The organism is Streptomyces sp. NPDC054047 (genome assembly GCF_055585065.1).
Genome location: NZ_JBVJKV010000002.1, coordinates 507264 through 530075, shown reverse-complemented (window position 1 = coordinate 530075; position 22812 = coordinate 507264). Strand labels below are relative to the sequence as shown.

The window sequence follows — 22812 nt, the reverse complement described above, 5'->3', positions numbered from 1 at the left end:
CGCCAGGCCCGAGCCGCATCCGGCACCAGGCCCCGGCCGCGCCTCGCACCTCGCACCTCGCACCTGCCTCAAGCCCTTTCCCGCGCAAGGGCCTACGCCTTCCCCCGCTCGCCGTCGTCCTGCATCGCCCGGGTCTCGCTCTTGAGAATCCGCAGGGACTTGCCCACCGCGCGGGCCGTGTCCGGCAGTGTCTTCGAGCCGAACAGCACGATGACCACGATCGCCACGATGAGCAGATGCCAGGGTTCCAGTCCGTTACGGAGCATCGTCGCCCGCCCTTCTCCACAGATGTCTCAGCCGTCATTCAGCGTCGGTAGCCTCAGGAAAGATTGCTACATTGCGCAACTGTACAACCATGGGGCGGGCCGGGAGGTCCCTCTCTGTGAGGCGGAACGACTCGGACGGATAGGGCGCACCCATGACAACCAGCCACCGTGCAGCTGTACGCGGCCGTCGGCGCAAGCGCGGCCGTGTGCGGCTCACACTGGGCATCGTCCTGTCCCTGCTGGTGCTCGTGGCGGCCGGCGCCGGGTGGGTGTACGTCCGGCTGAGCGGCAACATCGACACCTTCGCGGCGGACGGTGTCTCCGGTGACCGGCCCGACGCCGACACATCCAAGGGTGAGAACGTCCTGGTCATCGGCTCGGACGCACGCACCGCGGGGAACAGCGCGCTCGGCGGCGGCGACAAGAACGACATCGGCCGCTCCGACACCGCCTTCCTGCTGCACGTGTACGCCGACCACCGGCATGCCGTCGCCGTCTCCATCCCCCGCGACACCCTCGTGGACCTCCCGCCCTGCAAACTGCCGGACGGCAGCTGGACGAAGACCCGGCCGAACACCATGTTCAACGCCGCGTACTCCGTGGGCGAGACCGCCAAGGGCAACCCCGCCTGCACCCAGAACACCGTCGAGCACCTCACCGGTCTGCGCGTGGACCACACCGTCGTCGTCGACTTCAAGGGGTTCGCCGAGCTGACGGACGTGGTGGGCGGAGTGGAGGTGTGCCTGCCGCAGGACGTCTACCAGCGTGACCTCAACCCCCACCGCGCCACCCGTGGCGCGCGTCTCTTCGCCAAGGGAGAACAGGAGGTGTCGGGCCAGAAGGCCCTGGACTACGTACGCATCCGGCACGGCATCGGCGACGGCTCCGACATAGGCCGCATCAAGCGCCAACAGGCCTTCGTGGCAAGCCTGTTGAAGAAGGTCAAGAGCGACGGCCTGACGCCCACCAAGCTGCTGCCGCTCGCGGACGCCGCCACGCAGTCCATGACCGTCGACCCCGGGCTCGGCTCAGCCGACAAGCTGATCTCGTTCGCGATGTCGCTGAAGGACATCGACCTGGGCAACACCAAGTTCGTCACCATCCCCTGGCGATACGAGGGTTCGCGGGTCGCGGTGGTCCAGCCGGATGCCGACGCGCTGTGGGCCTCGCTCAAGGACGACCGCACGCTGGACGGCGATGACGCCAGCGGCAAGAACGGCAAGAACGGCAAGCGAGACGAGCCCGGCGGCGCAGAGTCCGCCGCGCCTGTCTCCGGGGGCGGCGTCGCCGTGGCCGTCTACAACGGCACTACCGTCACCGGTCTCGCCGCCCGCGCGGCGAAGACCCTCACCGAGAACGACTTCACGGTCACCGGCACCGCGACCGCCGGCACCCAGGACCACGCCACCACGGTGATCGCGTATGGACCCGGCGAGCAGGGCAGGGCGAAGTCCGTCGCCCGGCTCTTCCCGGGGGCGGAAGTGGAGTCCGCGACCGCCCCGGGCGTGACCGTCACCCTGGGCCGGTCGTACGCGGACGCCCCCACGGCCACCCCGTCGGGCGAGCCGGAGCCCGTTCCCACCAAGGTCGCCGACGACGCCCGCTCCGCCGACGACAACCCCTGCTCGGACCTCTCCTACGGCTGACCACAGCTCACTGCGGCTGACCGCGGCTGGCCACTGCGGCTGGCCACAGCTGGCTACGGCTGCGGGACCCACCGGCGCCGGAGCACCCCGAGCGCCGCCGCGTAGAGGCCGAGCACCACGGCGAGCAGCAGGTAGTACAGGCCCGGCAGAGCCGTCATGCCCAGGAGCGGGCCCAGTGGGGAGAGCGGAAGGAGCAGGCCGACGGCGGCGAGCGCGGCCACCGACCAGCCGACCGGGCCCGGCGTCCTGCCCTCGGCCCGGCGGCGGCCGATCCGTAGGAGCAGCATCACCAGGGCCTGGGTCAGCAGGTTCTCGGTGAACCAACCGGAGTGGAACACCGCCTGGTCGTCCACGGCTCCGGGCCCGTGCAGGGCGAGCGCCAGGACCAGGAAGGTGGCGAGGTCGGCGAGGGCGTTGAGCGCGCCGAAGCCGGTGATGAAGCGCAGGAAGGCGCGGGGCCGCAGCTCGGTCGGGCGGCGAAGGACCGCCGGATGAGGCCGCTCGTAGGCGAAGGCGAGCTGCGCGGCGTCGAAGCACAGGTTCTGCACCAGGACCTGCGCCGGGAGCATCGGCAGGAACGGCAGCAGGAGTCCCGCGGAGAGCATCGCGATGACGTTGCCGAGGTTCGAGGAGAGGGTGACGCGCAGATACGTGGCGATGTTGCCGCTGCTGTGGCGTCCCGCGCGGACGGCGTGGCCGATCGCGGTGAGGTCCTTGTCGGCGAGCACCACGTCGGCGCTCTCGCGTACGACGTCCACGGCGGCCCGCGGCGCGATCCCGACGTCGGCGGCCCGCAGCGCGGGCAGGTCGTTGACCCCGTCGCCGAGGAACCCGGTGGTGTGCCCGCCCGCCCGCAGCGCCTCGGTGATGCGGGCCTTGTGCTCGGGGGTACAGCGGGCGAAGACGGTGGTGTGCCGGGCGGTCTGGGCGAGTTCGGCGTCGGTGAGGGTGTCGACGCGGTCGGCTGTGAGGACTCCGCCGCCCTCTGCCTCGCCGATCCCCAGCTCGCGGCAGGCCCGCGCCGCCGTCCCCGGGTGGTCGCCGGTGAGGATCTTGACCGTGATGCCGCTCTCCGCGAGGTCCCGCAGGGCGGTGGCGGCGGTCGGGGCAAGGGCATCCCGCAGGGTGAGGAAGCCGCGGAAGGTCAGGCCGCGTTCGTCGGCCGGGGTGTAGGCGCGGGTGCGGGCTGGCCGCTCGGCGGTGGCGACCGCGAGGAGACGCAGGCCGCCGTCCGCTTCACGGGCGGCGAGGTCCAGCAGCCTCTCCCGTTCACCGTCCTCCAGCACGCAGCGTTCCAGCACGGCCTCGACGGCGCCCTTCACCACGAGCGTGTGGGTGCCGAGGCCTCCGGGACCGCGTACGACCGCGGTGGCGAGGCGGCGTACGGGATCGAAGGGCAGCGCCGCCACCCCTTCGTATCCCAGCCCTTCGTAACCCAGCCCTTCGTAACCCAGCCCTTCGTAACCCAGCCCTTCGTAACCCGGCCCTTCGTATTCCAGCGCCTCGTCCCCCACCCCTCCGTAACCCGGCCCCTCGGACCGCGCCCCTCCGTACCGCATCGTTTCGTACCGCATCGCTTCGTCCTCGCGCCCGGCGTCGGGCACCGCGTCGAGGACCGCATCGAGGACCGCGTCGTCGAGCGGGTCGGGGGCGGGCAGCTCGGCGAGCTGGAGTGTCCACCAGGAGTTGACCGCCGCCCAGTGCAGCGCTTCGGGCGCCGCCCGCCCGTCGGCACCCAGGGTGCGGTCGAGGACCGGCCGGTCCTCGGTGAGCGTGCCGGTCTTGTCCAGGCACAGGACGTCGACGGCGCCGAGGTCGTGCAGCGCGGGCAGCCGTCTGACGATCACCCCGTGCGTACGGGCCAGGAGCGAGGCCCCGCGCGCCAGGCAGGTGGTGACGATGACCGGCAGCATCTCCGGCGTCAGACCGACCGCCACGGCGACCGCGAACGGCAGGGTCTCCAGGCCGCGCCCGCGCAGGGCGGCGTTGGCCATCAGCACGAGCGGCGGGGTCAGCAGCATGAACCGGATGAGGACCCAGGAGATGCCGTGCACGGAGCGGTCGAAGGCGCTCGGCCCGCGCCGCCCCGCCATGCCGTGCGCGGCGGCGAACCGGGTCCGCGCCCCGGTCGCGACGACCACCGCGGTGCCGCTGCCCGAGGCGACGCTGCTGCCCTGGAAGCAGAGGTGAGGCTGCTCGAAGACCCCCTCGGGGCGCCGCGTGCCCGGCACGTCGGCCGCGGCCTTGGGCACCGGCGCCGACTCCCCCGTCAGCGCCGCCTGGCGCACGCTCAGCCCGCTCGCGCGCAGCAACCGCACGTCGGCGGGGACGAGATCGCCGGGGCCGAGCCGCACCACGTCCCCCGGCACCAGTTCCTCGACCGGGATCTCCCGCTCCCGGGGGCCGTCGTCACGCTCCGCGCGGCGCAGCACGCTCGCGGTGGTGGCCACCAGGGCCCGGAGCGCGGCCATGGACCGGTCGGCGCGGTACTCACCGGACGTCCGCAGCACTCCACTGACGACGACCAGGCACAGGATCACGCAGGCGGTGCCCCAGGAGGCGACGGTGGCCGACACCAGGCCGAGACAGAGCAGCACCGCCGTGAAGGGATCCCGCAGGCTGCGGCCGAAGAGCCGCGGCCACGACACCGCCCTCCGGTCGGGAAGGGTGTTCTCGCCGAACCGGGCGACGCGCCGCTCGGCCTCCGCGTCCGTCAGGCCGCGCGGGCCGCTCTCCACACGGCGCAGCACCTCCAGCGAGGTGAGCCCACCGGCTGCGGCCTCAGGCACCAAGGCCGCGGAGCCGGCGTGCCGGTGACCGCGCGGCACGGTCGGCACTGCCGTCACGGTTGGAGCGGTCGGCACGGTCGGCGATGTGGGAGCGGTCGGCACGGTCGGCGATGTCGGAGCGTTCGGCGCGTCCAGAAGTGTGTGAGCGGTCGGCAGGGTCAGAAGTGTGCGAGCGGTCGGCGCGGTCGGTCAGCTGTCCGACCATCAGCCGCACCACGGTCACCACGTCCGCGTCGTCGACGAAGTAGACCTGGCGCCGGCCCTCGCGCCGGGAGCGCACGAGCCCGGCCAGCTTCAGCTTCGTCAGATGCTGGCTGACCGCGGGCAGCGCACCGCCGACCCGCTCCGCGAGCCCGGTCACGTCGCTCTCGCCCTGCGCGAGCGCCCATACGATGTGCAGCCGCGCGGAGGAGGCGAGCAGCCCGAAGGCCGCCGCCGCGTCGGCGAGGACCTCGGCCGATGGATCGTCGAAGCCGGTGCCGTTCGTCGCCACGGTCGTCCTCCCTCCGCGCCTGGACTCGCGCGTACGGACTCTCGTACGCGAGGGTCCAGTCTAGGCCGCCGATCGGCCTCCCCCGGAGCCCGCGCGCCTGCCCCTACCCCTGCCTTTTGCGCCCGCCCCTGCCCACCGCCATCAGCCCGACGTAGACGACCAGCGCCGACGCGAGCCCGATCGCCCAGCCGTAGTCGGCGAGCGGCTTCAGTACGGGGATCAGCCCGTCCTCGGGGAACGGTCCCTTCCCCGGCGCCGAGTGCGACCCGCCCACGGCAAGCACGCCCCCGACCGCGAAGGCCGCGACGGCGCGCAGGTTCCACCCGCCGGTGTACCAGTAGCGCCCTTCCGGGCGGTACAGGTCGGCGAGGTCCAGGACCGTCCGAAGCACCACCCAGTAGTCGGCGATCAGGATTCCGGCGACCGTGCCGAGCAGTCCGCCCACGACGCCCAGCCAGACGAAGATGTAGAGCTCGGGCGTCTCGATCAGCTTCCACGGGAAGATGACCACGCCCACGACACCGGTGATCAGCGCGCCCGTACGGAAGTTGATGAACTTCGGGGCGAGGTTCGCGAGGTCGTACGCGGGTGAGACCACGTTCGCCGCGATGTTCACGGAGACCGTGGCGACCAGGACCGTCACCAGGGCGTAGAGAAGCCCGAAGACGTTGTCGGCCTTGGCGGCCAGGTCGACGGGCTCCCAGATCGGCTCCCCGTACACCGCCTGCGAGCCGGAGGTCACCAGGACCGACAGGAGCGCGAAGGCGGTCATGGTGGTCGGCAGGCCGAGCGTCTGCCCCCACACCTGCGCCCGCTGCCCCTTACCGAACCGGGTGAAGTCGGGGATGTTCAGGGACAGCGTCGACCAGAAGCCGATCATGCCCATCAGCGCGGGGAAGAACACCGGCCAGAAGTCGGCTCCCCAGCCCAGCGTGGACGGCTGGTCGAGCAGCGGGCCGAAGCCGCCCGCCTTGTCGGCGATCCACACGAGCAGCACGACGGCGCCGACGAGCACGAAGGGCGCCGCCCAGTTCTCGAAGCGCCGCAGCGCCTCCATCCCCCGGTAGATGATGGCCAGTTGGAGGACCCAGAAGAGGACGAAGCAGAGCCACAGCGGCCATGGGTGGCCGCCGATCCGGGACTCGTCGCTCCACGCTCCGTCGAAGACCTGGTTGAGCAGGACGTAGATCCCCTGGCCGCCGATCCAGGTCTGGATGCCGAACCAGCCGCAGGCCACGGCCGCCCGGATCAGCGCGGGCAGGTTCGCCCCGCGCAGGCCGAAGGAGGCGCGGGCCAGGACGGGGAACGGGATGCCGTACTTCGGGCCCGCGTGTCCCGTCAGAAGCATCGGCAGGAGCACGATCACGTTGGCCGCCGCGATCGTGAAGACGGCCTGGCGCCAGTCCATGCCGAGCGCGACCAGACCCGAAGCGAGCGTCCAGGAAGGGATGTTGTGGGCCATGCCGATCCACAGGGCGGCGAAGTTGTAGGTGCTCCAGTGGCGTTCGGCGAGGGGGATGGGCCTGAGGTCGTCGTTGGCGAAGCGGCTGTGCTCCGGGAAGGCGCCGGGGCGCAGTTCGACGCGGCCGTCGTCGGCCACGGTCTGGGATGTCGCGCCGGGGTCCGCGGCGGTCGGCCCCGTGGGGACGGTGCCGGTCACGAGGCGAGCGGATCGGTCTGCGGCACACGTCCGATCGGCGGCACACGTCCGAAATCCATGCCCAGGCTCCTTACTCGGGTTTCGACGCGGGGATCGGGTCGACGCGGGACTCCGGTCGACGCGGGACTCCGGTCGACGTGGGACTCGGGTCGACGCGAAGACTCGGGTCAAGTCGGCTCAGGTACTGGCGGTGGCGCTGTTGCCTACAGGTGCGGGAGAGGCTTCAGATCCAGCCTCTTGGCGAGTTTCCCCGACTGACGGCGCCGACAACCCTGTTCCCGTCCGCTCCCGGTCGGACTGACCGCGACAGCGGCCTCCCGGCGTACCAGCGTACCGGCGTACCCGTGCCACGTACCCCAACTACCCTGACCCGCATGATCAGCCGCTCCGGAGAGGACGAGTCGTGAGCCAGGGGAACCCGCAGCCCGTCCGCCGCCATCCGGACACCGGGCCCGCGCTCCCTCGGCAGGCCGACCCCCGGCAGGCGGACCCCCGTCGGCCGCTCCCCCGCCAGGCACAACAGCCGCCCCACAGCGGCCACATGATCGTCTGCGGTGACGACGCGCTCGCCGAACGCCTCGCCGCCGAGCTGCGCTCGGTCTACCGCGAGCGGGTGACCGTCGTCGTCCCTTCCGCGCTGCCGGTGGACGGTCCGCGGTCGGGACCGGCCGGGCGTGCGCGGGCCACCGCCCTCCTGGTCCGGATGCAGGCCGTCATGGCACGCGCGGCCGGAACCCCCGGCGGCAGCGGGGACGCAGCGACGCGGCCCGAGGTCCCCCGGGTCCTGGAAGCACCGGAGCCCGACGAGGCCGTCCTCGTCGAGGCGGGCGTCCACGACGCCGCCGCGCTGGCCCTGGTGTACGACGACGACGAGACCAACATCCACGCCGCGCTCGTCGCCCGGCGCCTCAACCCCCGCCTGCGGATAGTGATCCGGCTCTACAACCGCAAGCTGGGCCAGCACCTGGAGGAGCTGCTGGACCAGGCCGCCGCGGTCGCGTCGCCCGGCCTGGACCCGGCCGAGGTGAACGCCTCCACCACCGTCCTGTCCGACGCCGACACCGCGGCTCCCGCCCTCGCGGCCACCGCCGTCGCCGGTACCAGCAAGGTCGTCCAGGCCGACGGTCTCCTCCTGCGCGCCGTGGAGCGCGACCCGCCGCGCCGCGGAGAGGTCGCCGACCCCGGCCTGTGCACGCTCGCCCTGCTCTCGTCGACCACCAACGACCCCGCGGGCGCGGAGGGTTCGGACGACGGCGGCCAGGACGGGCCCCTGCTGCTGCCCGACGACCGCACCGTCACCTCCGCCACCGGCAGGGGCACCGTGGTCCTCAAGGCCGTCTCGCACGCCGGGCCCGACCGGCCACCCGGCCGCCTGACCGGGCGCGGCCTTCCGCTCGGATCGCTCTTCTCGCCGCGCCTGCGCTGGTCGGTGGCCGGGCTCATGGCCTGTGTCCTCGGCCTGGCGGTGGCGAACTGGCTGACCGGCGACGACCATCCGCTGCACGCCGCCTATCTGACCCTGCTCGACCTGTTCGCCATCGACGACCCCGCGCTCGGCGAATCCACCGCCCGCCAGATCCTGCAACTCCTTTCGGGACTGGCGGGGTTGCTCCTCCTGCCGGTGCTCCTCGCCGCCGTCCTGGAGGCGCTGGGCACGTTCCGCACCGCGTCCTCCCTGCGCCGCCCGCCACGCGGTCTCTCCGGTCACGTGGTCCTGCTCGGACTCGGCAAGATCGGGACCCGCGTCCTGGCCCGCCTGCGCGAACTCGGCATCCCCGTCGTGTGCGTGGAGGAGGACCCCGAGGCGCGCGGCATCCCGCTCGCCCGCCGCCTGCGCGTACCCACGGTCATCGGCGACGTCACGGACGAAGGCGTCCTGGAAGCCGCAAAGATCCACCGCGCACACGCCCTGCTCGCCCTCACCAGTGTCGACACCACCAACCTCGAAGCCGCCCTGTACGCCCGCTCGGTCAAACCCAACGTCCGCGTGGCTCTTCGGCTGTACGACGACACGTTCGCCACCGCCGTCTACCGCACCCTGCGCGCCGCCCACCCGCAGGCCCTCACGCGCAGCCGCAGCGTCTCCACCCTCGCCGCGCCCGCGTTCGCCGGGGCCATGATGGGGCGGCAGATCCTGGGCGCGATCCCCGTCGAGCGGCGGGTGCTGCTGTTCGCCGCCCTCGACGTCGCGGGACACCGCCAGCTGGAGGGTCGGACCATCGCCGAGTCGTTCCGGCCCGGGGTCTGGCGGGTCATCGCCCTGGACGCCACCGCACCGGACGAGCGGCTCCCGGACCTGACCGCCGCCCGGTCCGACGACGGCACCGAGCATCCGGCCGGTCTCGTCTGGGACCTGCACCCGGGCTACGTACTGCGCTCCCAGGACCGCGTCGTGCTCGCCGCGACCCGCCAGGGCCTGGCGGAACTGCTCGGTCGGCGCGCACAGGCCAGGACGGGCACGGCCGACGGCTAGACCAGCACAGAGACAGACAGGCACAGAGGGAGACCGGCACAAAGGCAGACCGGCATAAAAGAACCGTAATGATTGCCGGATCACGGCAATGTGCACCATCTGTCCCGCATGCGACGATCCCCACCTCACCGAGACATCCGGCAAGTGGCAAGTGGCAAGTGGGGAGGTGCTCCGGTGACTCTCTTTCTGGGTCTTGGCATCGCGGGAATCGTGCTGCTGATCCTCTCCCTCGTCTTCGACGGGGTTCTTGAAGGGCTCTTCGACGGGCTCCTCGACGGGCTGCTGTCCCTGCCCGTCGTCGCCGGATTCGTGTCCATGCTCGGCTTCGGCGGTGCGATCGTGCTCGGTACGACCGGGCTCGGCGCCGTCGGCGCCACCGCTGCCGGAGCGGCCGTCGGCGTGGCAGCGGGCTGGCTGACCTGGAAGTTCAGCCGTGCCCTGATGCGGGATCAGACCGCGACCACACCACGGGGCGAGGATCTCGTGGGCACCGCGGGGGCCGTGGTCACCGCGATCCCGGCCGACGGCTATGGAGAGGTGCTGCTCCAACTGGCCGGTCAGCCGGTGAAGTTCGCCGCCAGGAGCACCGTGGCCGTCACCCGCGGCACCGAGATCTGGGTCGAGTCGGCCCTGTCACCGACCTCGGTCGCGGTCCGCCCCGTGCAGCGCTGACCACCGCACCACTCACGTCACGTCACGTCACACCACGTCACGCCCGTGCCGCCCCACGTAGCTCATCCACGTACACGCACCACATCACCGATCTGCCGCCCCCGGGAGGCAGGGGGGAATTCACCATGAGCCCAGTCCTGACCGCCGTCATCGGCGTCGTCGTACTCCTCGTACTGCTCGCACTCGTCGTCGTGACCCGCTACAAGGTCGCCGGGCCCAGCGAGGCCTTCATCGTGACCGGGCGGCGCGGCAAGAAGTCCACCGATCCCGACACCGGCCGCATCTTCACCGACAACAGCGGCCAGAAGGTCGTGGTGGGCGGCGGCGTGTTCGTCGTGCCGTTCGTCCAGCAGAAGTTCACGCTCGACCTCTCCTCGCGGCACATCCCGATCGCGGTGCGCGGCGCGGTCACCCTGCGCGGGGTGAAGGCCAACCTGGAGGGCGTCGCGATCGTCAAGGTCGGCGGCACCGAGGACTCGATACGCGCCGCGGCCCAGCGGTTCCTCGCCCAGCAGGGCGGCATCGTCGGCTTCACCCAGGAAGTCCTCTCCGGCGCGCTGCGCTCCATCGTGGGCCGGATGTCGGTGGAGGACATCATCCGCGACCGCGCCGCGTTCGCCGGGCAGGTCGCCGAGGAGGCCGAGGCGAGCCTGTCCGGGCAGGGCCTGGTGCTCGACGCCTTCCAGATCCAGGACATCAGCACCGAGGGCTCCTACCTGGAGGACCTCGGCCGTCCCGAGGCCGCCCGCGCCAAGCAGGAGGCGGACATCGCCGAGGCCGTGGCGCGCCGCGCCGCCGAGCAGGCCCGGCTGAAGGCCGAGGAGGAGATCGCGATCGCCCAGCGGACGTTCGCCCTCAAGCAGGCCGAGATCAAGGCCGAGACCGACGAGGCGTCCGCCCGCGCCGGCGCGGCGGGACCGCTCGCCGAGGCCGCCCGCCGGCAGGAGGTCCTCACCGAGCAGGAGAAGGTCGCCCAGCGGCAGGCCGCCCTGACCGACCGCGAGCTGGACACCAAGATCCGCAAGCCCGCCGACGCCGCCCGCTACCAGGCCGAGCAGGAGGCCGAGGCGCGCCGCGTCTCCCTGGTCAAGCAGGCCGAGGCGGACGCCGACCGGGCCCGCCTGACCGGTGAGGGCGAGAAGGCCCAGCGCGCCGCGCTCGCCGACGCCGTACGCCTGGAGGGCGAGGCCGACGCCGCCGCGATCGGCGCCAAGGGGGCCGCTGAGGCGGAGGCGATGCGCAAGAAGGCCGACGCGTTCGCGCAGTACGGCGACGCGGCGGTGCTGCAGATGCTCGTCGAGGTGCTGCCCAGCGTGGTGGCCAAGGCGGCGGAACCGCTCGGCGCGATCGACAAGATGACGGTGATCTCGACGGACGGGGCGAGCCGGCTCTCGCGCACGGTGGCCGACAACGTCGCCCAGGGCATGGAACTCCTCAGCTCCACCACGGGAGTCGACGTGGCCGAGCTCCTCAAGGGCATCACCGGCGGCAAGCCCCTCGCGGCCGCCGCCGCCACCGCGGCTTCGACCGCCGCTGCCACCCAGCTCAACGGCAAGATCGACGTCACGGACTGACCCGCCCGCGACGCCGCCGCCGGTCACCTCACAGCGAGGTGGCCGGCCAGCCGAGCAGCCGAGCTCCGATGACCGCCGTCTGGAGGGTGTAGCGGTCCAGCGGGTCGGAGGGGTCGGATCCGGTGAGGGTGCGGATGCGCTCCAGGCGGTACGTGAGGGCTCGTACGCTCAGCGACAGCTCCCGCGCCGCCTGGGCCGCCACGCACCCGGTGTCGAAGTAGGCGAACAGGGTCTCCAGCAGGGGCACGGCCCCGCCGCGCGCCTCTTCCAGCGGGCCGAGCGTGGTGAGCACCAGGTCCACCAGGGCCTGCCGGTCGCGGGCGAGTACGGGGAAGACCAGGAGGTCGGCGGCGCGCAGGACGGGCTCGTCGAAGCCCATGCGTGTCGCGAGCTCCAGGGTGCTGACGGCTTCTTCGTAGCTGTGGGCGATGCCCGCCGCGCCGGGCTGGGGCCTGCCGATGGCGATGCGGCCGCCGTCGGTGGCTGCGTACGCCCGCTTGGCGAAGTGGTCGAGGACCTCGTCCTGGTGGGCGGGGGCGATGCACACGAGGCGGCCGTCCTTGGTGGTGAGCAGGATGTGCCGGTCGCCGAAGCGGCCGACCAGTTCGCTCTCCACGTCCCGCGACACGGGATCGGTCTCGTCATAGGCGGCCGGCCCTTCCGCCACGGCCACCGCGTGCGCGTGGGACAGCCGCAGCCCGAATCGCTCGGCACGCGCGGCGAGACGCCCCAGGTCCCCTCGCCCGTACAGCAGGTCGTCGATCAATTCGCGCCGGGCCGCCTCCTCCTGACGTACGACAAGGCGTTGCGCGTGTTCATAGCCCTCGGCGAAGGCGTCGATGGCCTGCTCGGCGGTCGCGAGCAGGTGGTCCGGATCGCCGGTCGCGGGACGGTGGACGCGGGTGGCGGCGAGGTGTTCGCGGATGAGGACGCGCCACGCGTATCCGGCGTGGGCGGCCTGCGCGCCGAGCGCCCTGCGCGATGTCAGCTCCTCACGGGTGAGGCGGCGGCCGGTGGCGGCGGCCCGGGTGAGGATGTCGGCGTATCCGTCGAGCAGCCGCTCGGGAATCTCCTGGGTGGTCATCTGCTCTCCCTGGTCGGGTCGATGGCCGGTGGGTGCACGGCAGCGCGGCACGGGCGCACGGCTCATGCCGTCGGGACAGGCGGATGAGAGCAACTGGGCGCGGACGGGCGGGAGTCGACACTCCGGCAACGTCAGGGGCGCGGGCCGCTCGTCATGGTGCCGTCGATATCAGGCACGCTGTCACGGGCGGAGTTGTCGATGCGTACGACCCTGGGAGCGCGCACCCCGGCGCGGTCACGGAAGACACCGTCCACGGGGAGCCGGGCGGCGCGACCACTGCGACCCATGCCCTGCCCCCAACCCTCCGACCGTCGGCGATCGACGTCGCCGCTTGAAAATTGAGCAACTGACGGCTCAATGGAGCACCTTGGCTCGGTTTGTTAGTTTACCGTACGACATAGACCGCAAGCCGACACCCACCCGACATAAGCGATGAAACCCATGGGATGGCCGGGCGCCCTCGTCAGTTCGTCGTCCAGGACCGCAGCTTCTCGGGGTTCCGTACCGCCCAGCAGCGCTTGATCCTTTCGCCTTCGATGTCGAACGCGAGCACCGACGTGGTGACGCCACCGTGCTGGACCACCAGACCGGGCTGGCCGTTGACCGTGCGTTCCAGGATCGTCTGGCCGGGCGGCACGTGGTCGGCGACGGCGACCAGGTAGCGCGCGATCCGCTCGCCTCCCGTGATGGGGTGGGGCGCCGCGTTGACCCGTCCACCGCCGTCGGCGAGTGCCGTGGCGTCGGGATCGAGGAGGCCGATGAGCGCGGCGATGTCCCTGCTCTCCCAGGCCCGCTTGAAGTCCCTGACGATGACGGCGCGCCGGACCGCCGGGGTCGCCGGGGCCTGCGGGGTGCGCATGCGGCGGCGCGCCGATGAGGCCAGCTGACGGCAGGCCGCCGGGCTGCGGCCGACGATCTCGGCCACTTCGGCGAAGGAGTAGCGGAAGACGTCGTGCAGGATGAACGCCACCCGCTCGGCCGGGGTCATCGATTCGAGCACGACCAGGAACGCCATGTTGACCGACTCGTCGAGCGTGACGCGGTCGGCCGGGTCGGCGGTCGTACCGCCCGGCCGCCCGTCGGCCCACTCCGCGCGGTCGGGCAGCGGCTCCGGAATCCACTCGCCCACGTAACTCTCGCGCCGGGCCCGTGCCGAGCGGAGCTGGTCGAGGCAGATGCGGCCGGCGACCTTCGTCAGCCAGCCGCCGGGGGACGCGATGGCCTGCTGCTGCCGCGGGGACATGGCGTACCAGCGGACGTATGCCTCTTGTACGACGTCCTCGGCGTCGGCCAGGGAGCCCAGGAGCCGGTAGGCGAGATTGATGAGCTGACGCCGCTCGCTCATGATCGCGCCCAGGCTCGGGTCGAGCGGGCCGTCTCCGGTGCTGGACTGGGTCGTCACTGTCTCGCCGCTCCTCTTGCCGCATGTGCCGTCACCCGTACGACGAGACAGCCCGCCGGAATGTGATGTCGGCGCGTGGCCTCACATTCCGGCAGGCTGTCTCGTCGGTCTGCTGGGACGACACGGTCCCCGCCAACGGCCGCTCCGTCCCGGGGCGGACCGGCCCGACACGCAAGGGAGATCACCATGCTCACCCCCCGACTCGACTTCCTCGGCAATCCGGTCTCGGCCCAGGCCGTCAAGCACATCGCCGCCGCGGGCCGGTCGCTCGCCGAGTCGGCGCTGCCCGCCGCGACACGCGAACTGGTCGCGCTGCGCGCGAGCCAGATCAACGGCTGCGGTTCCTGCATCGACATCCACACCAAGGAGGCCACGCACGCCGGGGAGAGCCAGATACGCCTGCACCTGGTCGCCGCCTGGCGCGAGGCCACCGTGTTCACCGAGGCCGAGCGGGCCGCGCTGGAACTGGCGGAACAGGGCACCCGCATCGCGGACGCGGCCGGTGGCGTCACCGACGAGGCGTGGGCGAACGCCGCCAAGCACTACGACGAGGACCAGCTGGCCGCCCTGGTGTCGGTCATCGCCCTCATCAACGCCTTCAACCGCCTGAACGTCCTCACGCAGCGGCCCGCGGGCGACTACAAGGTCGGCCAGTTCGGATGACGGGACCGTCCGGATGACCGGACGGCCGGGACGACCGGACGGCTCGGGCGACCGGGCCGTCCGGGGGCCTGAGCCAGGGAAAGGAACCTGATGACGACGAGAGTGCGCGTCGTGACGTTGAACGTGTGGAACAGCCGGGGCGACGCCGCGGCACGGATGGCGATGGTCAATGCCGGGCTGCGGCGGCTGGACCCGGATCTCGTCGCCTTCCAGGAGGTCCTGCCGGACCAGTTGCCCGGTCTGCTCGACGGGACCGGGCTGCACGGCACCCACCAGGCGCGGACCACGGCGACGGCTCCGCCCCACGCGGACCGGTACGGCGGGACGGCGATCGCGACGCGGTGGCCGCACCGCATCGCCGAAGTCCTCGATCAGCGCGGCACGGACGCGCCCGACGTCCCGTGGCTCACGCTGGCCGCCCTCGTGCCGCTGCCCGCGCTGGGTGATGTGCTGTTCATCGCGCCCACGACGTCGTTCCGGCTGGACGCGGAAGCGCAACGGGAGCGCCAGGTGCTGGCCTTGAGCGACCTGGACGCCCGGCACCGCACTGCCCTGCCGACGGTCATGGCCGGTGACTTCAACGCGGAGCCCGAATCGGCCGGCATCCGCTATCTCACCGGCCGGCAGTCGCTGTCGGGGCGCAGCACCCACTTCCACGACGCGTGGGAGGTCGCGGGCTCCGGTCCGGGGCACACCTGGAGCGCCGACAACCCCCGCGCGGCCGAGGACATCGAACTCCTGGTGCGCCAGCCCGGACACCGCCGCCGGATCGACTACGTCTTCGTCGGCTCACCGCACGCGCACCCGGGCGCCTTCGCCCGCGTGCGCGGCGCCGGCCTCGCCTTCGACGAACCGGTCGACGGCGTATGGGCCAGTGATCATTACGGTGTCGTCGCCGACCTCGAGGTGGGGCTGCTCAGGACAGCGCGGGAATGACCGTGTCGCCGTACCCGTCGATGACTCCCTCGCGGGCGTCGTGCATCGCGTACAGCGCGAACTGATCCACTCCCAGTCGCTCCAACTCCCTTAGTTTCGCGATGTGTTGCTCGGCCGTGCCGATCACGCAGAAGCGGTCCACGATGTCGTCCGGGACGAAGGCCGTGTCGGGGTTGTCGGCGCGGCCGTGGTGGGAGTAGTCGTAGCCCTCGCGGGCCTTGATGTACTCGGTGAGGGCCTCGGGGACCAGGTCGGAGTGTTCGCCGTACTTGGACACCAGGTCGGCGACGTGGTTGCCGACCATCCCGCCGAACCAGCGGCACTGCTCACGGGCGTGTGCCAAGGACGCCGGTGAGTCGTCCTGCGTCAGGTACGCGGGGGCCGCGACGCAGATCGTGACCGAGGAAGGATCGCGGCCCGCCGCCGTGGCGGCGTCCCTGACCGCCTTCACCATCGTCTCCGTCAGATACGGGTCGGCCAGCTGGAGGATGAAGCCGTCCGCCTCCTCGCCCGCCATCTTCAGGGCCTTGGGGCCGTACGCGGCCATCCAGACCGGGAGTTCGGCATCCGGCTTGATCCAGGGGAAGCGGATCGTGGTGCCGCCCAGGTCCGCCTCCCCGCCCGAGGCCAGCGAGCGGATGACCTTCATCGCCTCGCTGATCCGGGCCAGGGTGTTCGGCGTACGGCCCGCCACCCGCATCGCGCTGTCGCCGCGCCCGATGCCGCACACCGTGCGGTTGCCGTACATGTCGTTCAGAGTCGCGAACGTGGAGGCCGTCACCTCCCAGGTGCGCGTGCCCGGGTTGGTGACCATCGGGCCGACGATCAGCCGGTCCGTGTTCGCCAGGATCTGGCTGTAGATGACGAAGGGTTCCTGCCACAGGACCGCCGAGTCGAAGGTCCAGCCGTGGCTGAAGCCGTTGCGCTCGGCGCGCTTCATGAGGCTGACGACCTGCCCGGCCGGTGGATCGGTCTGCAGGACGAGTCCGAAGTCCATGGTGCGTCGCCTCTCCTAGCCGAGGTACTGGGTGGTGCCGCGCGGCACGTACGCGCCGTGTCCGGCGCGGCCGGTGAACTTCCGCTGGTCGATGACGACTTCGCCGCGGGACAGGACCGTCTCCACCTGGCCGGTGACGTGCTTGCCCTCGTACGCGGAGTAGTCCACGTTCATGTGGTGTGTTTCCGCCGACATGATCTGCTCGGCGGCCGGGTCGTAGATGACGACGTCCGCGTCGGCGCCCGGCGCGATCGTGCCCTTCTTGCCGTACAGGCCGAACATCCGGGCCGGGCTCGCGCAGGCGATCTCGATCCAGCGGCGGCGGCTGATGTGCCCGTCCACGACGGCCTGGTGGAGGAGGTCCATGCGGTTCTCGACGCCCGGCAGACCGTTCGGGATCTTGGAGAAGTCGCCGCGGCCCAGCTCCTTCTGCCCGACGAAGCAGAAGGGGCAGTGGTCGGTCGACACCACCTGGAGGTCGTTCGTGCGCAGCCCGCGCCAGAGCGCGGCCTGGTGCTCGCGGGGCCGCAGCGGGGTCGAGCAGACGTACTTGGAACCCTCGAAGTCGGGCTCGGCGAGGTTGTCCGTGGACAGGAACAGATACTGCGGACAGGTCTCCCCGAACACCGGCAGACCCTCGTCGCGGGCCCTGGCCAGCTCGGCCACCGCCTCCTGGGCCGAGACGTGCACGACGTAGACCGGGGCTCCGGCCACCTGGGCCAGCTTGATCACCCGGTGCGTGGCTTCCGCCTCAAGGAGCGCCTTGCGCACCTCGCCGTGGTAGCGCGGATCGGTCTCGCCCCGGGCGAGGGCCTGCTCCACCAGGACGTCGATGGCCAGGCCGTTCTCCGCGTGCGTCATGATGAGGCCGCCGTTCACGGCGGCCTTCTGCATCGCCCGCAGGATCTGCCCGTCGTCGCTGAAGAAGACGCCGGGGTAGGCGGTGAAGAGCTTGAACGAACTGACCCCTTCCTCGATCAGCAGGTCCATCTCCCGCAGGGACTTCTCGTTGACGTCCGAGAGAATCATGTGGAAGCCGTAGTCGATCGCGCACTTGCCGTCCGCCTTCGCGTACCAGGCGTCCAGGCCCGCGCGCAGCGCCTGCCCCTTGGTCTGCACCGCGAAGTCCACGATGGTGGTGGTGCCGCCCCAGGCCGCGGCCCGGGTGCCCGTCTCGAAGTCGTCGGAGGAGAACGTGCCGCCGAACGGGAAGTCCATGTGCGTGTGCGCGTCGACTCCCCCCGGAATCACGTACTTGTGGGAGGCGTCGATGACGTGGTCCGCGGTCCACGCAGCGGCGGCGCCCGAGCCGTGTGCGGCGAGCGCGGCGATCCGGCCGTCCTCGATCAGCACATCGGCGTGGATCTCTTCGGCGGCGGTGATGACGAGTCCGCCGCGGATCAGGGTGCGGGTACTCATGATGGTGCGCTCCCTTTCATGCTCGTACGTTCCTGCCGGAAGGCACTGGACTAGACGCTCCGCAGGGCCCGTTCGAGGATCGAGGCCCCTTCTTCCGCCTCCGCGACGGTCAGCGAGAGCGGCGGGGCGATGCGCAGGACGCTGGTGTCGTGGCCGCCGCCCTTGCCGATCAGGAGGCCGCCGTCGCGGGCCGCCTCCAGCACGGCGGATGCCGCCTGCGGATCGGCCTCGCCCGTCTCGGGGTCGACCAGTTCGATGCCGATCATCAGGCCGCGGCCGCGCACTTCGCGTACGACGGGCAGCTGGGCGCAGATGGCGCGCATCCGCTCGATGAGCAGCCCGCCGACGCGGCGCGCGTTGCCCTGGAGGTCGTGCTCCAGGAGATACGTGAGGTTGGCGAGGCCGGCCGCCATGGTGACCGGGGAGCCGCCGAAGGTCGAGATGGAGTTGGAGTCGAGGGAGTTCATGACCTCGGCGCTCGCGACGACGCCGCCGATGGACATGCCGTTGCCGATGCCCTTGGCGAAGGTGAGGATGTCCGGCGGGCCGCTGGCGGCGTGCGCCTGCCAGCCCCAGAAGTGGTCGCCGGTGCGGCCCCAGCCGGTCTGCACCTCGTCCGAGATCCACAGGACGCCGTGCTCCCAGAGGACTTCGCGGAAGGCCGCGTAGAGCCCGTCCGGCGGCGAGGTGAAGCCGCCGACCCCCTGGATCGGCTCGGCGATCAGCGCCGCCACTCCCCCGCGCGCCTGCCCGAGCATGTCCTTCAGGTCGGCGACGCAGGCCTCGATGAACTCGGCGTCGCTCAGCGCGGCGTACGGTCCTCGGCTGCGGACGCCCCCGTGGACGTACAGCGTCTGGAGCGGCGAGAGGCTGGTCGGCGACCAGGCGTTGTTGCCGGTGATGCCGACGGCCGTGAAGGAGCGGCCGTGGTAGCTGTTGCGCATCGCCAGGATCTGGTTCGAGCGGCGGTGCGCGGTGGCCAGGAGCAGGGCCGTGTCGTTGGCCTCGGTGCCCGACGTGGTGAAGAAGACGCGGGCGTCCGGGATGCCGGAGAGGCCCGCGACCCGCTCGGCGAGGTCGATCATCGGCCGGTTGAGGTAGAGCGTGGACGAGTGGATGATCCGCCCGGCCTGTTCGCTGACCGCCTTGGTGACCTCGGGCAGTGCGTGGGCGGTCATGGTGGTGAGGATGCCGCCGAAGAAGTCGAGGTACCGCTTGCCGTCCGCGTCCCAGACGTGGCGGCCCTCGCCGTGGGTGATCTCCAGCGGGTCGGCGTAGTAGAGCGCGAGCCACGCGGGCAGGACGGCCTGGTGGCGGGTATGGAGGTCCTTCACGGCTGTACCAGTCCTTCGTACGCGTCGGGGCGGCGGTCACGGTAGAACGCCCACTGCTGGCGTACTTCCTCGATCAGCCCCAAGTCCAGGTCCCTGACGACGAGTTCCTCGGCCTTGTCGCTCGCGGTCTCGCCGACGAACTGGCCGCGCGGGTCGACGAAGTACGACGTTCCGTAGAAGTCGTTGTCGCCGTACTCCTCGACGCCCACGCGGTTGATCGCGGCGATGAAGTACTCGTTGGCGACGGCCGCCGCGGGCTGTTCCAGCTGCCAGAGGTAGGCGGAGAGTCCGCGCGACGTGGCGGAGGGGTTGTAGACGATCTGGGCGCCGTTCAGGCCCAGCTGGCGCCAGCCCTCGGGGAAGTGGCGGTCGTAGCAGATGTAGACGCCGACCTTGCCGACGGCCGTGTCGAAGACGGGCCAGCCCGCGTTCCCCGGCTTGAAGTAGTACTTCTCCCAGAAGCCCTTGACCTGGGGGATGTGGTGCTTGCGGTACTTGCCGAGATACGTACCGTCGGAGTCGATCACGGCGGCGGTGTTGAAGTAGAACCCGGACTGCTCGACCTCGAAGACCGGGACGACGACGACCATGCCGGTCTCGCGGGCCAGTTCCCGCATCCGCGTGACGGTGGGTCCGTCCGGCACGGGTTCGGCCCATCGGTAGTGCTCCGGCTCCTGCACCTGGCAGAAGTAGGGGGCGTTGAACACTTCCTGGAAGCCGATGATCTTCGCACCCTGGCGGGCCGCCTCGCGGGCGTGCTCCTCGTGCTTGGCAATCATGGATTCGGTGTCGCCTGTCCAGGTCGCCTGGACCAGTGCGGCGCGTACGACGTTGACCATGAGCTGCTCCTTCGACGGGACGTCAGAGAGCTTCTACGCCCGTAGACTTGATGCGTAGACAGGAAAACGTAAGCCTCCCCGACGGGCTGGGCAAGACCATCGCCGTTAACCGGCGGAGTCGATCATGTTTCGCACCCAAGCGGACGAGAACGCACAAATGAAACGGGCGCGTCAGGCACTGAATCCGGCAACACGCAACGCGTGCACGAGATCCCAGTGGCGCTCGTCCGACACCCCCTGGGCCGCCCGGAGCAGCAGCGGGATGAGGCGGTACGGATCGGTGTGGGCGCAGCCGGCCGCGTCCTCGGGGGTACGGACGCGGATGTAGGCGTCGAGCAGCGCACGGGCCTCGCGCTCGCGGCCCGCGTCGATCAGCGCGAGCACCGCCTCGGCGATCTCCGGTGCGGGCCGGGAGACACCCTGCCGCAGCAGCTTGCGGCAGTCGTCGCCGCGGCCGGACCCGGCGAGGGCGTCGGCCAGCGCGACGAGCCGGTCGGGCGGCAGCGAAGCGGCCTCCCAGAGCAGCGTCGACCAGTCGGCACCGAGGCCCGCGCGGTGCAGCTCACCGGCGAACACGGGCAGGCGCGCCGCGGGCCAGCCCGCCGCCTCGACGAGTACGCCGTGCGCCTCGCCGCTGCGGCCCTGGCCACGGAGCCTCACCAGGGCGGCGACGGCTTCGGTGGTGGCCCGCTCGGCGTCACGGTCCGGTCCGGCGGCGCCGTCCGCCCCTTCGGCGGTGTGCGCCCCTTCGGCGGTGTGCGCGAACCGCGCGCCGCGCGGGCCGTTCGCGGCGGGCCGCTGCGGGGCGGTCTCGGGTACGGCGACCGCACCACCGGCCTCACCCTCGCCACCCTCGCCCTCGTCCGGCCCGGCGAACCCCGCGAAACGGGCGCCTCGGGGGCGGCGCGGACGGCGGGACGTGTCGCGCGACTTGCGGTTCTGCTTGGGGGCGCGGGAGGGGCCGGGGGCCGGCTGGGCGTCGGGCGGTCCCGAGTCCGGCTCCAGGGCCGACTCCGAGTCCTGGGCCGGATCGACGGAGAGGGTGCGGGAGTCGGGGGTCGGGCCGCCCTGATCCGTCGTGAAGGCGCCGAACTCCCTTGTGCGGGTGTCGAGTTCGGGCGACGCGGCTTCGCGGCCACCGGCGACGGCTCCGAAGCCGTCCGCGGGCCGGGCCCCGAAAGCGGTCGCCCCCTGCTCATCGAAGCCGTCGAACTGCGCGGCCCGGAAAGCGCCGGACCCCTCGGCCCCGAAGCCGCCGGAACTCCCGAGCCCGAAGTCGCCGGAACCCTCGACCCCGAAGTCGTCAGCACCCTCACCCGCGAAATCGTCCGACACCGGCGTCCCGAAGTCGACCCACTGCGGGCGATCCGCCCGGTCCAGCCGCTCGATGCGCTCCCGGAGCTCCGCGCACCGCGCGGTCGCCCGCTCGTGGTCGTCACGGACCCAGGCCAGGTCGCGGTTGAGCCGCTCCACCTCGTCCCGCGTGGCCGCCGCCGCGAGCGAGCGGCCCAGGTCCGCCTGTCGTTCCACGGCGAACCGCTGCTCGGTGAGCATCATGTCGAGCCGCTCGCCGAGCAGTTCACGGCCACCGGGCCGCGCGTCGTACGCGGCCAGCGACGCACCGTGCAGCGCCCGCGCCCGCTCCGTCTCCCGCTCGGCGGCCTGCGCCCCGTACCCGGCGGCCAGGTCGTGCAGCAGTGCCTCCACCACGTCCCAGGGGGGCACTTCCGAGCCATCCAGGCAGGCCTGCATTCCCTCGGGGTCGCGGGACCAGAACACACCGCACCACCCGGCGCCCGGGTCGAGCCGCGCCAGGAGGTCCCTGAGGTACCTCGCGAACTCCCGGACCTGATCCGGGAGTTGTCCTACTGCCATCCGAGCCAGCACCGCCCCATGGAGCCTGGAGTCTTCCGGTCCGGAACATAACACCAGTCGTGTTACGGGGCGGCTACACGCGGCTTTCCGGCCGCCCCACGGAGCCTCACACCTCACTCTCCGCGCCGTGAGCGAGCACGGAGGCGCACAGCCTCCGCAGCCCCGCGTGCAGCTGCCCGGGGCTCGCGCCCTGGCTGGTCAGGTGCTCGACCAGGTCGCTGCGGACGGCGGCGAGCAGGGCGTGCGCGAGATAGTCGGCGTCCTCGCGTCCGTGTACGCCGGTCAGCATCCCGGCGACTTCGGAGTGCCACAGATCGTAGGCGGGATTGAGGTAGGGACTGCCGGCCCCCGCGCGCTCCAGGGCGAGCATCAGGGCGCGCTGGTTCAGCTTGAGGTCCAGGAGTGCGGCCATGAGCGCGGGCACCCGCTCGGCGACCGGTGCGCCGGGGCCCAGGGGCGGCGGTCCGTCGACGACTTGCTCGCGCAGTTGCTGCGTCTCCTCGACGACCAGCGCCCTGACCAGGCCGATGCGGTCGGAGAAGTGCCGGAAGACCGTGCCTTTGCCGGCCCCGGCGGCCTGGGCGATGTCGGCCATCTTGACGCTGTCGGGGTCGTCGGCGTCCTTGAACAGCCGGGCGGCCGCGGCCAGCAGCGCGGCCCTGTTGCGGACGGAGTCGGCTCTCTCCTTGC

Annotated in this window: 18 protein-coding genes and 1 pseudogene; 6 read left to right on the top strand and 13 right to left on the bottom strand. The window is 71.7% G+C overall.

Annotation, left to right across the window (positions count from 1 at the left end; translation table 11 throughout):
- Positions 1 to 92: 92 nt before the first annotated feature.
- Entirely contained in the window at positions 93 to 266 is a 174-nt protein-coding gene (gene tatA / locus ACZ6ZP_RS09000; RefSeq protein WP_469406156.1) for a Sec-independent protein translocase subunit TatA, read from the bottom strand.
- A 152-nt stretch (positions 267 to 418) separates the two neighbouring features.
- Between tatA and ACZ6ZP_RS08995 the strand changes: the two genes are divergently transcribed.
- Positions 419 to 1912, top strand: a complete 1494-nt coding sequence (locus tag ACZ6ZP_RS08995) for an LCP family protein (RefSeq protein WP_469406155.1) — start codon at positions 419 to 421, stop codon at positions 1910 to 1912.
- 53 nt (positions 1913 to 1965) lie between these two features.
- On the opposite strand, the gene ACZ6ZP_RS08990 is transcribed toward ACZ6ZP_RS08995, so the two are convergent.
- From ACZ6ZP_RS08990 to ACZ6ZP_RS08980, 3 genes and pseudogenes are all read right to left on the bottom strand, one after another.
- Positions 1966 to 4701: a cation-translocating P-type ATPase gene (locus ACZ6ZP_RS08990; RefSeq protein ID WP_469406153.1), complete on the bottom strand. Its 2736-nt coding sequence runs from the start codon at positions 4699 to 4701 to the stop codon at positions 1966 to 1968.
- 154 nt (positions 4702 to 4855) lie between these two features.
- Positions 4856 to 5194: pseudogene (locus ACZ6ZP_RS08985) on the bottom strand (ArsR/SmtB family transcription factor); the annotation flags it as partial.
- Positions 5195 to 5297: 103 nt separating this feature from the next.
- Positions 5298 to 6854, bottom strand: a complete 1557-nt coding sequence (locus ACZ6ZP_RS08980; RefSeq protein WP_469406152.1) for an NCS1 family nucleobase:cation symporter-1 — start codon at positions 6852 to 6854, stop codon at positions 5298 to 5300.
- A 541-nt stretch (positions 6855 to 7395) separates the two neighbouring features.
- Between ACZ6ZP_RS08980 and ACZ6ZP_RS08975 the strand changes: the two genes are divergently transcribed.
- The 3 genes from ACZ6ZP_RS08975 to ACZ6ZP_RS08965 all read left to right on the top strand — a co-directional run bounded on the left by ACZ6ZP_RS08975 (position 7396) and on the right by ACZ6ZP_RS08965 (position 11573).
- Positions 7396 to 9327 (top strand): NAD-binding protein, encoded by a 1932-nt coding sequence (locus tag ACZ6ZP_RS08975; RefSeq protein WP_366461853.1) that lies wholly within the window; start codon positions 7396 to 7398, stop codon positions 9325 to 9327.
- A 174-nt stretch (positions 9328 to 9501) separates the two neighbouring features.
- Positions 9502 to 9999, top strand: coding sequence for a hypothetical protein (locus ACZ6ZP_RS08970; RefSeq protein ID WP_399973460.1), 498 nt, complete (start codon positions 9502 to 9504; stop codon positions 9997 to 9999).
- A 125-nt stretch (positions 10000 to 10124) separates the two neighbouring features.
- Positions 10125 to 11573: a flotillin family protein gene (locus ACZ6ZP_RS08965; protein WP_399973457.1), complete on the top strand. Its 1449-nt coding sequence runs from the start codon at positions 10125 to 10127 to the stop codon at positions 11571 to 11573.
- Between the two features lie 28 nt (positions 11574 to 11601).
- Here the strand turns inward: ACZ6ZP_RS08965 and ACZ6ZP_RS08960 are convergent, their stop codons facing one another.
- The 3 genes from ACZ6ZP_RS08960 to sigJ all read right to left on the bottom strand — a co-directional run bounded on the left by ACZ6ZP_RS08960 (position 11602) and on the right by sigJ (position 14059).
- The gene (locus tag ACZ6ZP_RS08960; RefSeq protein WP_351159007.1) at positions 11602 to 12657 is read right to left on the bottom strand and encodes a PucR family transcriptional regulator; all 1056 of its coding nucleotides are present in this window, start codon (positions 12655 to 12657) and stop codon (positions 11602 to 11604) included.
- A 131-nt stretch (positions 12658 to 12788) separates the two neighbouring features.
- The gene (locus ACZ6ZP_RS08955) at positions 12789 to 12944 is read right to left on the bottom strand and encodes a hypothetical protein (protein WP_361461958.1); all 156 of its coding nucleotides are present in this window, start codon (positions 12942 to 12944) and stop codon (positions 12789 to 12791) included.
- Between the two features lie 176 nt (positions 12945 to 13120).
- Positions 13121 to 14059 carry an RNA polymerase sigma factor SigJ gene (gene sigJ / locus ACZ6ZP_RS08950; RefSeq protein WP_469406149.1) on the bottom strand — a complete coding sequence of 313 codons (939 nt, stop codon included), beginning with the start codon at positions 14057 to 14059 and terminating at the stop codon, positions 13121 to 13123.
- 186 nt (positions 14060 to 14245) lie between these two features.
- Here sigJ and ACZ6ZP_RS08945 point away from each other — a divergent pair, with 186 nt between their 5' ends.
- Both ACZ6ZP_RS08945 and ACZ6ZP_RS08940 read left to right on the top strand, forming a co-directional pair.
- Entirely contained in the window at positions 14246 to 14722 is a 477-nt protein-coding gene (locus ACZ6ZP_RS08945) for a carboxymuconolactone decarboxylase family protein (RefSeq protein WP_469406147.1), read from the top strand.
- Between the two features lie 90 nt (positions 14723 to 14812).
- A complete protein-coding gene (locus tag ACZ6ZP_RS08940) occupies positions 14813 to 15658 on the top strand; it encodes an endonuclease/exonuclease/phosphatase family protein (protein ID WP_383817567.1) in 846 nt (281 codons plus the stop codon).
- Here ACZ6ZP_RS08940 and ACZ6ZP_RS08935 read toward each other — a convergent pair.
- The 6 genes from ACZ6ZP_RS08935 to ACZ6ZP_RS08910 all read right to left on the bottom strand — a co-directional run bounded on the left by ACZ6ZP_RS08935 (position 15639) and on the right by ACZ6ZP_RS08910 (position 22771).
- Complete coding sequence (locus ACZ6ZP_RS08935) at positions 15639 to 16655, bottom strand: TIGR03842 family LLM class F420-dependent oxidoreductase (protein WP_351158993.1); 1017 nt, start codon at positions 16653 to 16655, stop codon at positions 15639 to 15641. The genes ACZ6ZP_RS08940 and ACZ6ZP_RS08935 overlap by 20 nt on opposite strands.
- Positions 16656 to 16670: 15 nt before the next feature.
- A complete protein-coding gene (gene hydA, locus ACZ6ZP_RS08930; RefSeq protein WP_361461967.1) occupies positions 16671 to 18074 on the bottom strand; it encodes a dihydropyrimidinase in 1404 nt (467 codons plus the stop codon).
- 50 nt (positions 18075 to 18124) lie between these two features.
- The gene (locus tag ACZ6ZP_RS08925; RefSeq protein WP_351158987.1) at positions 18125 to 19408 is read right to left on the bottom strand and encodes an aspartate aminotransferase family protein; all 1284 of its coding nucleotides are present in this window, start codon (positions 19406 to 19408) and stop codon (positions 18125 to 18127) included.
- Positions 19405 to 20247 (bottom strand): nitrilase-related carbon-nitrogen hydrolase, encoded by an 843-nt coding sequence (locus ACZ6ZP_RS08920; RefSeq protein ID WP_361461972.1) that lies wholly within the window; start codon positions 20245 to 20247, stop codon positions 19405 to 19407. Before ACZ6ZP_RS08920 ends, ACZ6ZP_RS08925 begins: the two co-directional genes overlap by 4 nt.
- Positions 20248 to 20418: 171 nt before the next feature.
- Complete coding sequence (locus tag ACZ6ZP_RS08915) at positions 20419 to 22122, bottom strand: hypothetical protein (RefSeq protein ID WP_383817562.1); 1704 nt, start codon at positions 22120 to 22122, stop codon at positions 20419 to 20421.
- 106 nt (positions 22123 to 22228) lie between these two features.
- The gene (locus tag ACZ6ZP_RS08910) at positions 22229 to 22771 is read right to left on the bottom strand and encodes a TetR/AcrR family transcriptional regulator (protein WP_383817924.1); all 543 of its coding nucleotides are present in this window, start codon (positions 22769 to 22771) and stop codon (positions 22229 to 22231) included.
- Positions 22772 to 22812 lie beyond the last annotated feature (41 nt).